Here is a 16,509-nt window from a genome sequence, read left to right on the forward strand (position 1 = left end):
ATACAGCGATATAGTTTAAATTGACTCCCCTACAGGTTGTATTAATATAAATTGATCCACATAGTTATTAGGACCGTTTGGGGAAAGTTTACTGTTATACCTCTTAAGTTGTACTCATAAGATTTCCATTTGCATCATAATGAAATGTAATTATTGTACCATTCGATAAAATAACTCTATCTAATCGATTAAGTATATAAATATAGACCGATTTATTTAAAGGACTACTAGCTTGAGAAGTATTTCCTGCCGTGTCTACTGCTTTTACTGTGAAATTATATGCAGTGTCAGATGTAATCCCAGAGATATTCCTCGATGTACTAGTTGAATTCCCTAAAAAGCTGCCATTTTTATAGATACTATAAAAAGACACACCAACATTATCAGTTGATTCATTCCAAGATATGGTAATATCAGAAGCCGTTGATGCAGTTACTCGAAGCCCTGTTGGTATCGTTGGTGGGGTTATATCTTGAATTACGCTGATATATACAGGACTTGAAAATGGTGTTGCAAAACCTAATGAATTCCACACTTTTACTTGCCATTTATAACTCATATTATAGTTGAGTATATTTGAAGGAACAGTGTATGAATTTGAGGATGATGTTACTTGTCCCGTGTCCTGAACTAAGTTGTTCGAAAGATCATAGATCTGTATTTGAAATTTACCTTGAGTGTAGCTTGGATCATTGTAAAGCCAACGTAGTGATGGAGTTTTTGTACCGATTAAAGTTGGTGCAGTCGAAACAAGTGAACCAGGAGTCAATTGAGTAGGTGTAAACGGGGTACTACTTGTGTAGTTGATAATTAAACTAGCTGTCTGAGCCTCTAATGTTACTTCAAATCCTCCGTACGGCAAATCAATCATCATACCGTAGTTGGGCATGGAACCGTTTATCCAATTCGCAACTACAGTTGTATCCAAATTAAAGGTTCTTAATGAATTCGAACCACTTGGAAGGGCTCCGAGTACGGTGCCACTGGAAGATACGAGTGGAGATGCTGCATATGTAGGAGAATTATTCCAGGTTGGGCTACTCCAAGGAGACGTTACCCGATAAAAATTAAGGTTCCAACTACCTCCACCACCAGCTGCTGGACCATATTGATAAATGGATAAACTCGCGCTACTAATAGTAAAGGAAGATGGAAAAACTGGTAAGTTAAAACTGATGTATCCTTTTTTATTATTACCTGTACCTTGATTAATTTTAATAAAATAATTACCATCGGAGGTATTCGGTGAGTTTTGTGAGGTAGTTGCAGCATTGCTGGTAATTCCTGTTACTGTTGGATCAATTATTACAGGATAAACTAAGTTTTCTAGTTGGGGAGTTATGTCAAGGTAAGTTTGATCACCTTCTCTTCTGAGATGTTGTTCAACCTCACGAGTTGTTCCGCTACTATCCACTAGCCAAGCAGGTAAAATACCAATATCCCCTGCTTGAAGATTATCATCAATATCCCCTTCTACTTTAAATGTAAATGAGTCAGGTGATTCGTCGGATTTTAAAATAATAGACTCTTTTAGCTCATTGCTACGAGCTTCAAGTTTAACATCAGTGTTTGGCCATGCATCCGTATAAGTTATTGAGTTTTCAAATATAAATCCTTCCGAAGTTTGGGATTCTACTGGAGTAAAAAACAAGTGGCTCTCCCCTTTTCCAAACAGATAACCTTCACTAAATTCTTTCGGTAACTTAACATCGTATGGCACTTGTAGTGCGCGAAGCGCAGTATTTTTCCGGTCTTTTACAGGAAGACTATCTCCTCTGTTAGCTGAATCATTGATGAGTAATTCTTGTGATAATGGAACATTATTGATATCAATGTCCATTTCGTCTACTAAGTTTGTCTTAATCTCTTCCCAGTTACCATTCACATCAAGATAGTGGGTATCAACATTATTAATCACAGTTTGGTAGGTTCCATCACTAAGCTTAAATGTCTTACTATTATGAGTTCGCTTCTCTACTTGCTCAAACTTTACGTTCTTTGTATAATCACTGACATCTGTATCTTCTAGAGTCTCAAACTCTAAAGGTGGTTGCTCCACATCCACAGTATTTTCCGAGTTGACTCCGTTTAAAGATAGATCAGAATCGGGCGAAACTGCTAAGCTACCACTCACCACAACTGCAAAAATCAACAAAATGATACCAACAAAGAACGAGCTTTTTTTAAACATTGCCCTCACATCCTTTTTAAGTTAGTTTCAACTTATGTTAGTACGGTTGACCTCATGAATTGAAGCACGTAAGCTAAGGACCAATGTAGTACTTGACACCTCCATTTTTTCTAAGATTTTACAAACACAGTAAGTATATTAGATGTATACATTAATTGTTGTCGATTTAAGATGTCGAATCGTGTTTTTTCTGATTACTTCGTCTTTCGCTATAACTTCTACATCTCGGGATATCGTTGATTCACTTAAAATTGAGGTTCTTGATTGTTTTATTACACAAACATTGACTTATGGAATACCAACAAACAAAGAGTTAACAACCTTTCAAACAGTGATATCATAAAAACCAAGGTTATTTGGGGTAAAAAAAACAGCATCCCTTAATTAATAAGAGTACCACCTCATATAGACCAAAAGGTGACTTCATAAGAAGTCACCTTTTGGTTTATATTTATACCACGTTCCATTGTTCAATTTGACCTACATGCATAATATCATCCCTGAATATGAATCGATGCACGTAAAAATTGTATAATCCTTTTGTGTGAAATTATCAGTCGTCATATCCTTTGAATGCCCACTCCTATCAATAATATTGAGCTTTAACTACAGCAACTACTCTTCCCTTTCCTTCTGACTAACAAACCTTATTTTCCTATGATATGTTGATTTTGACTTGATTTCCGGTTCGACTAACACACTTTATTTTCCACTAACGCACTCTATTTTCCACTAACAAACTTTATTTTCCCTCATCAAATAATTCTTGGCGAAAACTAGGATTTCATCGTTACGTTATTCGTGGCAGCCTGTTGGCTGGGTATAGAAGGATCCGGTTACTCATAGGTTGTTTGGTGTTCCACAAAATTCAATCTGCTTCGGGTTCAATTCCCCAATGCAGCTCTCACCGGAATAAGAATCCTGGATGTAGGCAGCATGAGTGTTCCCTCTCCCCCACTCCTCGTAAAGAAGCGGGCCGAAGAACGATTTATGCTCTGGGGAAAACATATCGATGTCGGATTGGTGGGTTTGAAGAAGAACACGCGTCCTGATCCCAAGCTCCGGGATTGGAAACATTGATTCCAGAGATAATACGAGGCTCATCGTGATTTCTTCGGACAAGCTCCGCATGACATCAAGTGTTCGGAAAATATAATTCTTCAACTCAGATTCGTGATCACCGAGCATTACGTCCTTATCAGGCTCAATGATCAACATGAATTGCTGAGGACTATCAAGACGGCAAATTTGGGACCAAAAGTTCCACATCGCGAGTACCATCGCAGCTGCTTTCTCATATGCGGATACGCCGGTAGGAATAATGAATTTCCGTCCCTCTTGTGTTAGATGCCACTTCACATTACTCGTCTGCTCCAACGCCTCAAGCAACATTTCCCTAGCGTTAAAATTGTCTATCGCCTCGAATATGCGGTGATACCCATGCGTTGGACCTTCTATATGTGATCTATACGTTACAGAGGGCACATAATCTCGGAAGTTGAAGCCCCCTTTTCCTCGAGCAACGAGATTAAAAAACATAGCTGGGAAAATGCCGCGGCGATCGCGAAAGATATGATCTGGATCGTACTCGGTTGACAGATCTGGTTTCTCTTCGAGCCACGTAATAGAGTCGTTTGTTTCGGAAGGATAGCTCTCCCCGTATTGATCCGAAGTGATCCAAAATACCGCCTTTTCATCATATTGATGTACATTCCCGGCAACTTTACTGACAATGCTCTTGCGGGCCGATTTAAGATCGTCCCCTACAAAAGCAATCGTTGCGTAGTCCGGGTTCATCCAATCCCAGCGAATTGACGGTCCGACCTGATTTCCGTCTACCACATTGCCCATTATCATTTCTCGTTCCAGATGTATGTTCTTATATTCCATGAGATCCTCCTCGCAAAAAAAGCACCGGCAGGCATGGTTTTCCCATACGCTGACGGTGCTTCCGCAGCTTCACTTTGATTTATTATCCTTATTATAGTATGCGTTAAATCAAGAGATCAATGGTTAGGCGTCGTTAGAGGACGCAGCTCTATATGTCGATTGCTTCTCTGTAGGCTCACCGGACTACAACACCTTTTCAATAGCAAGAAGGAGGAGCTGTAGCTCCCCCTTCTCGGCTCCTAATATTTCCGATGGAATCGGAAGTAATCATTCCAATTGCCTAAGATGTAAATCGTGACTGATGTCGATCTTTGAACTCCATTTGAATACGTCACTGTGAACGTGAAATTGTACGCTCCATCTGCGAGATCTTCCAGGATCGTTGTCGTTGTATCCTGCCCAATATATCCTTTCCATGTTGATGCGCTTTGTTTGGTCAAGGATGCCGTTCCGATACTGGCGGCAACTACAGATATACTAGAAGTCGTTGTCGCACTTCCTCCAGCGCTTGATGTTACAGTCGGTAAACCGACTAAATCAAATTGCTCTCCTCCCCAGAACGTATTTGCAGGCCTTTGTGCAGTTGGATTTGCAATATTCCACTTTAGACGGTTTTGTTCCCATTGAGGGGTATGATTTACTTGTCCCGCAATCCCCAATGGTTGAACAATTACATCTTCTGAAGCGTCCGTCAGATTAACTAGTCCTTTTACATCTGTCGCCCTTAGCGTAACCTTAAAAGTACCAACTCGATTTTCAGTGACAGATCGAGGCAAACTGATGTCTGTTGTCGTAAATGATGTACTATAAGCAGCTCCAGGTTTACTTGGATTCGGTACGTATACGACTTTCCATTCAAAAGTCATCGCATCGGAGTCTGGATCAACGCTCGTATTTGTACATCTTATTACGTCTCCTTCGTACCCCGGATTAGGAGTACATGAAAATGATGAGACTGGCGGCCGGTTCGTTTCTATGTAAAAGAACTTCGGGTCGCTATAGTTGCTCCATTCATACCCATCAAAGACTCGGACGATGACATACATATTTACCTTTTCCGGCAAATCTATGCCCGGGGTCCAGATGTATGCCCCGCTGCTCTTAATCCCCGAATCATGTACCAGTACACCACCATATCTATAAACCTTCATTTGGTACTGAGTTTGGAGATCTGCATCTGCATCGAAGTATGTCCATGTAAAATCCGGCCGGAGAGTCGTTAATTTGGTCGGATTATTCTGATCCGTGCTAGACGGCATCGTTATGTTTGCACTTGGCAGCTGGTTAAAAATGTTGACCTTCAAACTAAATTGCGCTTCTGCACCTTCTGAATCTTCTACAATCTGACGAATGTTAAACGTACCCAAGCTACTGAAGGCTTTCGTCCAGGTTGTCCGCGAATTGCTTGCAAAGGTTTCGGAACTACCAGTTGTATCATTCTTCACGTAGTACTCATGCGCTAGCTTCGTCCGATCCCCGTCCTCAAGATCACTTGCAAACGAATCGAAGGTAACAGTAACACCACGGAATGTATTGATATGGCTGCTAGTAAAGCCAGGATCAGGAGGCGAGTTCGGTGGAGCTAATGTTGTAATTGGCAGCATGACCACAGTCCAGTCACTCCATGCGTCATACTCATCTTTGACGGCAAGCCCAACTTCGTACGTACCGATCTCTTGCGGCGATACGAGCTTCTTATCCGAATACACTCCGCTTGGTGAGATATAGTAAAATTTTTTCTCAAGTACGCCCTTAGTAGTTTTGTAGTCGATCCCTGTTGCCTCGGTGGAGTAATCGGTACTGCTGAAATACCTATCTGGATCGTTGCTCTTGTCCGTCCAGGTGATTGTGCCATTTGTCGCAGCTGAAAGTGTAAAACTAGCAACTGGCCTGCGGTGAACCGTGATCGTTTTCGTAAATTCATTGGACGATTTACGGTACGAGTCGAAAGTCATATCTGGATAAAGGTAACTCGGATTTGGATCATCCTTCGCCTTAAGCTTTACTAGATAGTTCCCGACCTTATCAAATTTTAATTGAGCATTATTAAACGTCTTATTGTTCAGAGCCGATAAACCTTGGTTATGAATGAATCGTACCGTATGCTGCACTGTCCAATCGTACAAACCACCTGCAGCTGGGTCATTCTCGGGATCGGTATACAGAATATTATTGTACTGCACTTCTGCAGACGCAGATCCCGATTCCCAAATCGCATATTGATCCGACCATACATTATTTGTCACAAGCGGCTTATAAGCAAGTGTTCCAAATGTCATGTAGGACTTGTTCGAAAAATATCCGTATCGACCACTGGAATAAGTAGCGTCATCGGCTTCAAACAGTGGTGTGTTGTCTAAATATACCGCTATATGCTCGCCACTCGCCTGCAGTTTAACGGAGTACGTCTTCTGGCTTAGCAAGGAATAATTCTGTGTTTTAATCACTGTACGAACGCCATTCTTGTACATAACAAGATCAATTTTATTCGCGTCCGTTTCTAGCGCATAACCATTTTGCCTGTCCTGCATACGGAATGAGAATCCGAACCATTCTTTGTCATAATCAACATCATCTATCTTGAAACTGAACTTATATTCAGTGTCAGATTGAGAGGTTGGTGAGTAAAACTGACCGTTTGTGAATGAACGGATTACAGCTGGATTTGTCGTTGGTGTACCAACGGAGATCGTCATTCGCATTGTAGATGCATACGAATAACCTCCATTGTTGGGATATGCTTGTGAAAGCGATAAATATACTCCATCTCCTACGTACTGCCCATATTCTGCATCAGAGTAGTTACATCCCTTTTGCACGTTCCCAACCGGATTTCCAGCTGCATCATACACCGTATTCGTGCCAAACCTGGTGTACATCAATGGATAGTCGTCACATGTCGATCCGTCACCGAGTGAATTGCTTGTTCGGTAGCCGTCAATCGTGAACGACTGCCTGCTTTTCGGGATGATATTTCCTCCAAAATCAGTTGAAAACTGCGTCATCGATCCAGAGTAACCAGAATCGCCATAATGATAAAGCATTACTTCATCGCCTGCCTGTGCATCAACCATTTTCTTAAGACTTCCAGTCCCTGAGTTCAGCACATAAACGGCTTCATACGTATCCGGCCAGACATTACCTTCTGCTACGTGATCGTAGTAGACTTTAGCGTATAATTCCTTTTTCGTCGGGTTGAAAAAGAAACCACCTTTAATTTCAGGATAATAGTACGCTGATGAGAACGACTTCGCGTTCGTAATTCCTAGATTGCTTCCAGACAAAGTATCTCCGATATACTTCCTCCAAGCGAGCGAATAGTCTGCATTATATTTCGCAACGTTTAGTTCGTAGATACTCCCGCTATAAGTTAGAGCTTCATACCGATAGATAGCACCCGTTGCATCTCTCATTTCCTCAAGATAACCATAACCCCATTGCTTCTTCTCTGCTTCTGTCGCACTCGCAAACTTATCTTTGTTATACTGCGAATTTGGAGCCGGCATGATAAAAGTTGATGGTATCTTCGTCAGCTTAAAGTCCGGTGATAAGTAGTACATATTTTGGTAGGATTGACCGACTTTAAGTGCTGCAGCATAACCAACATACGAATCAGTACTACCCGCTACAAGTAAATTGCGGCCCTCTGAGCTGATAAATTGCATAGAAGTTACGTTTGTCCCGTTATCTGTCAAGGCTTGTATAAAGTCAGGAAAATCAAAAGAACTATAGAGCTCCTGCCCCGTAGCAGCATCATAGACCCCAATATCGTAAAAATCACGTGTTTTACTGGCGACATATCCGCTCCAATACCGACGGACATATAAATATCCATCAGACATTTCGTATTCTCTTAATTGCTGCAGACTAAGCGTAACATTATTATAGGTTGACCCATTATACTCAACATTCGCTTGTCTTGATTTATCAGCTTTTAAGATAAATTTATATGGATGCTGCCCACTCTCATACTTTTGGGAAACGGACCCGTACTGATCGATTACATCTTTGATATTTGATAATTTAGATGGGTCTAGCGCGTAAATACGATCGTTGTAGGTGTAAGTTCCTTTTTGCTTATCGTAATCATAATAATAAGTCGTATCGTGCTTATCAAAGTAAATGAGCTTCTTAGATGATCTTATTATCGGATACGGAAGCCCAGCGTTAAGATTAGGCCAATCCAACCTCTTACCGTACTCATCGTGAATATTTGCTACCACGGAAGACTGTAATGCGGCTCTCCATGGTGAAAGCTCATTCGATCCGTATCCGTTATTTTGTAACGGATAGGAATCCCATCGCTGCATTGTGGTGTTAAAACGAGTGACATTGTAATCATATGTATCTACAATTTGCTTTCCGAAATTGCGTCCCTCTCCACTTACGAGATCGGCTCCTTCGGCGCTCCACAAGTTTTTCTTATTATTCACGAGTGTGTTTGTGCCTGGTACATATACGGGCCAATTCAGCATATCAACAGGTTTTATTCGTGTGTACGGATCAAGATCTGGCTGCGGGTTATTCCCTTCCATCTCAAATGACACTTCCGGCGCGTTATTAACGACATCAAGCGTCAATGTGGCTTGAGCATCTGATAAGGTGTCATCCCATGCGCCATATTCCTCCGTGACCTTAAGGTAGAATAAGTATTTACCCACTTTGGTTGGCGTGATCTGCATCTTTGCCATTGTCCCAGTAGCGGCAATCCAAGCTTCGTCAGCAAATCCGTTATTGTTCGCATCATACTTGTACTTATATTCTGCGACTGTAATAGTATCGCCATCTTGGCTAGTGGATTTGTTTACAATATCCAGGTGCGTTCCGCGAATCGATAGTGCCGGCACGATTAGCTTTGCGATCGGCGGCAGATCCGGCTTTACAATGATTGTACAGGTAGCAGGAGCTAGAGATTTCAGTCCCGCGCTATCGTAGACATGCAATGATACCGTAACCGTGATATCAGAAGTCGTAGGATTCGTGTAGACATTCTGTTTATTGGACCACTCGTCTTTCGTATGGTCAATTGTACGGCCCATTGGGCTGTAGCTGCCCGTGCTATTTATCGCACCAGCTGCCAGCGGATGATTGGCAATGACCGACGGTGGGCATTCAATAACTGGTACTGGATTCTTCGAAACAACTTCAATATAGGTACACGCAGTTACCGTTGCTCCGTGTTCATCACTCATTTTGGCACACACATTGTGGTAGCCAATCGTATCCATCGTTAGACCATGCTGTCCGTCAACATAATCAGTACTCTTTGATGGAATCGATTTTACAAAGGTGTTTCCTGCATCAAAGTCAAACCCCTCAAAATACAAAGTATCTCCATCGATATCATTCGGGGTTGGCACTGATGGATCATCGATATAAATCAGATCCAAGGTTGTCCCTTCAACAACTTTATGTAACGGTACCTTTCTGTTATAAGGATCAACAAAACCGATTATAAATTCTGGCGGATGATTCTCACCAGGAGGGGCAATGATGGCTTGCTCATAGAAAAAGGTTATATACACTTCCGGCAGCGCCGTGGTCAAATTCACGCTTGCGGTCGATCCCGTCGTAACAGTACTAGAAAAGGAGACATAAGATACGTTTTTCCCCTTGACCGTTCCATACGAACTGTCAGCTGCAATCGACCTAGAGTGCGGCAAGGTTGTCACCGGAATTAGCTCTTCACTGCCCTGCTGGCTATAGGTACCGGTAGGACCTGTTCGCACCATATGACGTACGTGAATTTTACCGGCACTGACTACATCGTAGAAGTAAGTTAAATTTACGGTTTCAAAATCACCTAAGTATGGGTTAATGGAATAATCTCCTGCTGTATATGGCGGCAAGAGATCTGGGGCACCTGATTCGATTTTTTTCTTATATCCAGCGTAATTGAAACCAGTTTCAGTTGGATGAATCGGATTATAATTTTTATTCTTTTCGAGAATATCTGTATGATCATGAAAAACGGAATCCAAACTCTGCCCATCGGTTGAGTAGTGCTTTACAATTGCCTCTCCTCCCCCTTCGGGCTTCTTCTCATAATAAAGATTGAGATAATAGGCATCATAAGTTGCATCATATGTCACTGTAGGCGGATTACCTGGTGTGATTACGCCTCCAGATGGTGAAGAGACAGTGCTCTTTTTATAACCTTTATATTCGTATTCTGCATTGGTTGCAGGAACTAGAGTATATGGGCTACCACCTAAATTAGTAGACTGGTCCACAAACAAACTGTCAATATTGGTTCCATCAGTGGTTTTGTGGTGGACTTCCATATATCCATTCAATTCAAATGTAAACAGTACAGGAAAGAAATAGCGATAACCCTTTACATTAGGAGAACAACCGCTACATGCTCCATCCTGCAAACGAATATCATATGGATCGCTTGTAGTTAGATCTCCAGATATTGAAACTGAAAAGGATACTGAACTTGTTCCATACCCAGACACGGTTGATTTACTCGGACTAGATGGATTATTTCCTACATAATCCTTATAGTTTAACCACGACTCTCCTGCCCTTGATTCCGAAAAGACGGTCTGTTGCATTCCGGAGTTTTGGTCAAACCTTGAAACTGTTACATTTTTCACGGTTCTACCAGCGAACGTGAAGGTGTATGGATTGGTGATAGTAACGTCTAACTGGCCCTTAGAGTACGGGTCCCAATTGCCACCAGTCGAATCTGACCAAATATCTACATACACGAACCCAACTGCAAATCGTTTGTTGGAATTAAGATATTCTCCGTTAGCGTCCTTTTCCCTTACTGGAGTAACACTAGGGTTTGCACTAGAAGCAGAAGCTCTTTGAATGGATATTAAAGGGAACATGGAAAATACTAGTGAAACAATTACAACATAGGATATAATTTTTTGAAGTATCTTTTTTCTTTTCAATGAAATTACCCCCACGGATTATCTATCAAAATCACACTACCCGTACCGTCTTTAAGCCGATTAGAAGTGCGAATTCCAATATATTCAACCTTGTTTTCTTCAAAGCTTTTGGAATTGCCTAGCACTGATACATCATTAAAATTAATATGAATCCCTTTCGAAACATGATCTCTTAAATAATTTAATGCAACTCCCTTTTTAGGAGCAGTATTTTTCTTCAAGTAAAAGAGATCTGAACTCCTCTCAAAATTTGTTTTTATTATTGTCCGAAGATATACATTTTCAGTAGAATCATATGCAAGATCAAGTTTAAAGTAAGTAACCACGCCTATTTTAAATGGAAAGTCTGCATTTCTAACAATCGATGCTTTGGTGTAGTCTCCTAACCCATCATCTAAAAGGTATTCCCCACCTTTGAAATATGCTAAATATGGCTTTATATTAACTGGGGAAATAATATCATTTAGCTCTGGGACTTCCTTACTTCCAATCCAAACAAATCTCAATTCAGAATCCCACTCAATCGCCACACCAAGTCCTTCACTGATCACTCGAATCGGTACAAGTGTGCGTCCTTTTTCAACAATAGCTGCCTGTGACAGTGATACGCTTTTCCCATTTATTACTGCCACATTCGATCCGATAGTTAGCTTGATAGTCTTACTACCTTTGGTAACAAGGATCGTATTTCCCTGTTGGGCCACGGTCGCTTGTAATTTCTCAGAAACATACCGAACAGGGATCAGCACAGTACCGTCCACCATTTTAGGCTTTACATCGAAAACAATTTTCCTAGCGTTGTATAGAACTTCGATACTTAAATCCGACTTAACTATGCTTGTAGCTGCTTGCGTTACAGAAGTAGAACCAAGTGGTACAGTCAGCGAAAGAGCCAATACGGTTGCTAGTAATTTCTTTTTCATAGAAAACAATCCCCTTCTATAATTGAATGGATGATGATATTTCTGAATACACGTTGCTCGGATACTCAAGTGACCCATCGTTCTCCCTTGGTTGCTGGCCAAGCACGATATTTAGTTATTTTATATCCTTAATTTAACTATAACATCGTTTCGTGGGTCCTTCATTTTTGGACCCACCTATTCTCGCCTTCGCGCAAAAAGCACCGACAGGCATGGTTGTCCCATACGCTGACGGTGCTTCCGCAGCTTCCTTCAATTTGAACTTTTTTTATTTTAGTATTTTGTTGAATGAAAATTCAATTGCTATTTTTCATCATTGAAGACATTGTTTATGTCCCATTCTTGATGGCCTTAAACCGATCGGCAGCAAATATAAGCTACCATTAATTTATATATCGACCATTCCGGAAAAATCTTGAATATGTAGAATTTCCGTTTTTCAGAACTACTGTTCCATCATATACTCCATCACGGAAACTTCTTTCATGTGGGCTATTTCGTCCGACATACTCGTCGGAAACATATAGCCGCTTATGGCCCCATTTATTTGAAAGAGACTGGCTCGTAAAAAGACTGCTAGTACCCTTTATATTCATGAGAACTTCCCACTATAAAACTCCGATCCGCTGAAATAGCAAACGGCCGCGGATGCCTCATAGAGATAATAGCAACAACAGCTGGACCATCAATTATATCAACATAGCCATAGGTCGCGTTATTGTATGTGCATGGGAATCCTGCAGGACTTCCAGGGCATCCGGTTTCAAGCTTATCAAATACCAACAATTTTACTTGATCGGTTGAGCGAAACATGTTTGGTGCGATCGGAAGATTGCTCGTATTTAACTTCAAATTCTTTTGAAGGGTTGCCATAAGTACGTTCTGTGTATTTGCAGAAAAAACAATCTTCCCGTTCTGTGCAAGTTCGTTCTTGTCGATTTGCAATGAAGCATCATGGGTCGCAAGATCGAGTGTGTTTTTCAGTCGATTATATGCTGTTGCAGTCGTATGATTATCCATTTGCCATATCCAAAGCATTGTACTTATTGCTGATGTGAATAGTAAAAATATTGCCCATTTCATGGTTACTTCGCCTCTTTACGGAATGTATTCCGACATTTCGGTAGCGCTAAATTTATAGTTGCCCGAAGGTGAATCCGAACCGAACCAATTCATTAATATAAACATCGATCCAATTGGGTATTGAACAGAAACATTTACGTCTGTGCCTCGGGCTACCCTACCTGATGTTGTTCCAGTTACTACGAGATTTGCGGTTTTAAAATTAAGTGACTGTAGCTCATTCTTCATGTTATTGATGAGTGTAGGCGACAAATATCCATCCCTGGCTGCGAGTTTAACATATTTGTGTGTCGTGTTTTCTAATACTACGCCCCTCATATGGACTACTTCATTCATGAATGGTTGGAACATGAAGAATACCATAAAAGGAAACACAAGCAGTAAGGTTATGGCTTGCTTCACAAGATTTCGGAGGAAAAGTATTTCACTTCTCCTCCTTCACCTCCTACTGGAAAATAGTTTGGTAATGCTGTTGTGCCCGGTTCTTTGTATCCTTTCCATCCTGCCAGACCGCAGGGAATGCAATTGCGACCAGGCAACTCAGGGCAAGTGCGATTAAAAGTATTTTTACAATGATTTCCTTCATACTCCAACGCCCTTTCTAATTGCGTTACCGTGGGACATTTTTCTCCGAAAGCTTTGTTGATAGATTGGTTTCCGATGTCTTTGCTGTCGGGAATAAACTCAAAAAGATAAAGGCTGTAAAAGCTGAGCATACAAGACCGATAACAAGTATCTTTACAATGATTTCCTTCATTGTAGGATCACCCCACCGATTAGTTTTGCGGTATCGTGGCGCGTGTTACTTGTGCGTCCTTACGTCCATCGACGGCATTGCTATCGCCCCAAAGTCCGGCTGCTACGAAAAATGTGAATGCGGATAAAGCAATGGCGATAAGTAGAACTTTTATAATTACTTCTTTCATGAGTAGAATCGTCCTTTCATCAGCTTATTGATTGGGGGCAATTCTGCTGCCCCCTAAATGTCATTAGCTTTGCGGAATAACGGATCGGGTCACTTCGTTATCTTTTCTGGTATCCGTAGTGCCACTATCAGCCCAAAGACCGGTTGCTATAAAGAATACAAATGCGGACAATGCGATTGCAATAAGTAGAACTTTAACGATTACTTCTTTCATGGATTTAGTCTCCTCACTCATAATGGTTCGATATATTCAGTTAACACAGGAAAGCGCCTTTGTTCAGAACATTAATTTTGGGGAATTGTAGCGCGTGTAACCTGAGTGTCTTTGCGACCATCTACCGCGCCGCTATCTCCCCAAAGCCCTAAAGCAACGAAAAAAGTGAATGCACTTAATGCGATTGCAATAAGTAGAACTTTAATAATTACTTCTTTCATGGGAATATCCCCCCTTCTATAAGATGTATATATTAATATTTTGAAACCAGCGCTAAGGAGGAGGCGCCAAGCTGTTCGTAACCCTTGTATGCGAACGATCGCGGATCGTCTTGCTGTCTCCCCAAAGTCCCGTTTCGCTTGCAGCGTAAACGACAATTGCCGAGAGAGCGACGGCGATCAGTAATACCTTCATGATGACGGGTTTCATCCTAAACCTCCCTTGATTAGTTCATGTTATATGTGGCGCCCATCATGTCCTTGTATTCCAGGTAATAGACATACATCCCACATATAATGACCATCATTACTCCCGAGAAGGTCAACACATAAGCGATAACGCCTCTGTCTTTCATGGCCCCTCGGTAAGCTTCCTGTCGTTTCTTTTTAAGTTCCTCGTACTTTTTTTCTAATAGATCAGCAACTTCATCCGGAGAAGATTGCTCCACTTGGTAAAGAATTTCTGCAAGGGATTCCGCTTCCGGTGTGCCTACTATTTTTGCGAAGCTCTGAAATGCCTTTTCCTTGTTGTACGGATCCAGCGGATATTCTTCAAGGAACCGATCAACGGCAGGTTTAACATAGTTCAAGAAACGACGCATATACAGAAACATGTGATAGACAGTTTGCTTTGTTGTATTCTTATCAGCGTACTCATTTGAGATGAGCTGCTGAAGAATGAAAATCTCAGAATTCTTTTTTCGCTGAAACTGTACCTTTACTGCTTTCAGCAGGTATTCGATCGGAAAGGATTCACGGAGCTGTAATGCAATGTACATAAGTACCAGAATGAAAAGTCCGAACACAGGATAACGTTGGTCCATATTCATCAGGAATCGGATATTGAGAATTGCCGCTAGAATTAGTAACGTAATATCTCGAAATAAACGGTACTTGGTTGGCGAAAAGCCTGCTGCGAGCAATCCCGCTTCTTCGAACTGCTGCAGCATATCTGGCCTTTTATAGAACTCGACAACTCCTTCTTTCTGAACGTCGAAGTAATGCCGCATTTGAGTCCAAATCGACAGCCTTCCGGGGGCAATGCTCAGTCGGGCAAGCTGAAGTACATATGAGACGAATATGAGAGGCAGGATATACAAACATAAAAGGATTATGGTATTTACATCCATGTCCTCACACCTCATTCCGTGGTTTTTGGATAATATAAGCAACTAAGGCGCAGATTAGCGTGAATAGTAGTGTAAACACGATCATTCTTATGCCCGGTGTCGTGTGAAAGTAATAGTGCCAGGATTTTCCTAGTGACGGGTATTGGTTGAGATAGATTACTGCTGGGAATAGAAATGCTGGCATGTATGCTAGTTGGATCGTTTCCCTGTTCTCGGATTTGATTTCCTCTGTTATCTTGGCCACTTCACTCATATCGGTAACGAGCCATCTAAGACCTTGCTCAATGTTGTCGCCCTGCTCTTCCGATTTGTGGATCAGTATTCCAAGTTGAATTGCCCAAGTTGTCTTTATTCGGAATATGAAAAGCTCGATCGAATCCTCAATTTCTGCATTGGCCGAGCCTTGCAGAGCAGGTAGCAGCCCAACAAAGGCATTTAAGATATCGCCATTCAGACCTTTTGTGGTTTCAAAGACCGCGTAATACAGGTTTCCTCGATATTCGGAGTATTTAAGAATCAACGTGTTTACAGCAGGAACAAGATCGTAACTATTCTTGACCCGAACCCGGTGCAATCTCATTCGCATAAAGCAATACGGTAGAGAACTGGCCATTATTGATATTAAGATCAACCATCTATCAACAAAGTCCGAGTACTGAAAGGTAGTCCTATTAAACAATCCCGTCCAAAAACCATATACAAGGTATGTCGCCACGAACGAACCTATCGTCATGAGGATGAATTGCTGTAGCCGCTCCTCATCGCTTTCTTCGCCAGTCTTGATCGAACGAGATAGTAGTACCAGGTGCCTCGCCCATTTTGCAGCAGGTTTATTAGTTTTGCTCTTTTCAAGAGATGCAGGAAGGCCTCTGAACCGAACCACCCTTAAAGCCTTTGTAACAGGAAAGACCAATTTGGCTAACAAATATGCCGTTACTAACGGGACTCCCGCGATCAAAACAGATCGTATGACAGGATCAAGAATCACCTTAATTTTTTCCATTATTGAATGTGGATTCATTGTTCA

At 41.5% G+C, this 16,509-nt stretch carries 11 protein-coding genes; all 11 read right to left on the bottom strand.

Annotation, left to right across the window (positions count from 1 at the left end):
* Positions 1–103 precede the first annotated feature (103 nt).
* The 11 genes from AC0YNS_RS26785 to AC0YNS_RS26835 all read right to left on the bottom strand — a co-directional run bounded on the left by AC0YNS_RS26785 (position 104) and on the right by AC0YNS_RS26835 (position 16,503).
* On the bottom strand, positions 104–2,191 hold the full coding sequence (locus AC0YNS_RS26785) for a DNRLRE domain-containing protein (RefSeq protein WP_475783990.1): 2,088 nt from the start codon (positions 2,189–2,191) through the stop codon (positions 104–106).
* Between the two features lie 840 nt (positions 2,192–3,031).
* A complete protein-coding gene (locus tag AC0YNS_RS26790) occupies positions 3,032–4,081 on the bottom strand; it encodes a hypothetical protein (RefSeq protein WP_475783991.1) in 1,050 nt (349 codons plus the stop codon).
* 239 nt (positions 4,082–4,320) lie between these two features.
* Positions 4,321–10,989, bottom strand: coding sequence for a glycoside hydrolase family 78 protein (locus tag AC0YNS_RS26795; RefSeq protein WP_475783992.1), 6,669 nt, complete (start codon positions 10,987–10,989; stop codon positions 4,321–4,323).
* 5 nt (positions 10,990–10,994) lie between these two features.
* Positions 10,995–11,912, bottom strand: a complete 918-nt coding sequence (locus AC0YNS_RS26800) for a copper amine oxidase N-terminal domain-containing protein (protein WP_475783993.1) — start codon at positions 11,910–11,912, stop codon at positions 10,995–10,997.
* A gap of 576 nt (positions 11,913–12,488) precedes the next feature.
* A complete protein-coding gene (locus AC0YNS_RS26805) occupies positions 12,489–12,995 on the bottom strand; it encodes a hypothetical protein (RefSeq protein ID WP_475783994.1) in 507 nt (168 codons plus the stop codon).
* A 776-nt stretch (positions 12,996–13,771) separates the two neighbouring features.
* The gene (locus tag AC0YNS_RS26810) at positions 13,772–13,921 is read right to left on the bottom strand and encodes a hypothetical protein (protein WP_475783995.1); all 150 of its coding nucleotides are present in this window, start codon (positions 13,919–13,921) and stop codon (positions 13,772–13,774) included.
* A 63-nt stretch (positions 13,922–13,984) separates the two neighbouring features.
* Positions 13,985–14,134: a hypothetical protein gene (locus AC0YNS_RS26815; RefSeq protein WP_475783996.1), complete on the bottom strand. Its 150-nt coding sequence runs from the start codon at positions 14,132–14,134 to the stop codon at positions 13,985–13,987.
* Positions 14,135–14,205: 71 nt separating this feature from the next.
* A complete protein-coding gene (locus AC0YNS_RS26820) occupies positions 14,206–14,355 on the bottom strand; it encodes a hypothetical protein (RefSeq protein WP_475783997.1) in 150 nt (49 codons plus the stop codon).
* 52 nt (positions 14,356–14,407) lie between these two features.
* A complete protein-coding gene (locus tag AC0YNS_RS26825; protein ID WP_475783998.1) occupies positions 14,408–14,563 on the bottom strand; it encodes a hypothetical protein in 156 nt (51 codons plus the stop codon).
* Positions 14,564–14,579: 16 nt separating this feature from the next.
* Positions 14,580–15,482 carry a hypothetical protein gene (locus AC0YNS_RS26830; RefSeq protein WP_475783999.1) on the bottom strand — a complete coding sequence of 301 codons (903 nt, stop codon included), beginning with the start codon at positions 15,480–15,482 and terminating at the stop codon, positions 14,580–14,582.
* A gap of 4 nt (positions 15,483–15,486) precedes the next feature.
* A complete protein-coding gene (locus AC0YNS_RS26835; RefSeq protein ID WP_475784000.1) occupies positions 15,487–16,503 on the bottom strand; it encodes a hypothetical protein in 1,017 nt (338 codons plus the stop codon).
* Positions 16,504–16,509: the final 6 nt, after the last annotated feature.

Source organism: Paenibacillus sp. J22FR21 (assembly GCF_056269135.1).

Bases quoted from the DNA above. Each gene is read 5' to 3' on its own strand.
- AC0YNS_RS26820 (WP_475783997.1), bottom strand. From the start codon at position 14,355: ATGAAAGAAGTAATTATTAAAGTTCTACTTATTGCAATCGCATTAAGT.
- AC0YNS_RS26830 (WP_475783999.1), bottom strand. From the start codon at position 15,482: ATGGATGTAAATACCATAATCCTTTTATGTTTGTATATCCTGCCTCTC.
- AC0YNS_RS26805 (WP_475783994.1), bottom strand. From the start codon at position 12,995: ATGAAATGGGCAATATTTTTACTATTCACATCAGCAATAAGTACAATG.
- AC0YNS_RS26810 (WP_475783995.1), bottom strand. From the start codon at position 13,921: ATGAAAGAAGTAATTATAAAAGTTCTACTTATCGCCATTGCTTTATCC.
- AC0YNS_RS26815 (WP_475783996.1), bottom strand. From the start codon at position 14,134: ATGAAAGAAGTAATCGTTAAAGTTCTACTTATTGCAATCGCATTGTCC.
- AC0YNS_RS26825 (WP_475783998.1), bottom strand. From the start codon at position 14,563: ATGAAACCCGTCATCATGAAGGTATTACTGATCGCCGTCGCTCTCTCG.
- AC0YNS_RS26790 (WP_475783991.1), bottom strand. From the start codon at position 4,081: ATGGAATATAAGAACATACATCTGGAACGAGAAATGATAATGGGCAAT.
- AC0YNS_RS26835 (WP_475784000.1), bottom strand. From the start codon at position 16,503: ATGAATCCACATTCAATAATGGAAAAAATTAAGGTGATTCTTGATCCT.
- AC0YNS_RS26800 (WP_475783993.1), bottom strand. From the start codon at position 11,912: ATGAAAAAGAAATTACTAGCAACCGTATTGGCTCTTTCGCTGACTGTA.
- AC0YNS_RS26785 (WP_475783990.1), bottom strand. From the start codon at position 2,191: ATGTTTAAAAAAAGCTCGTTCTTTGTTGGTATCATTTTGTTGATTTTT.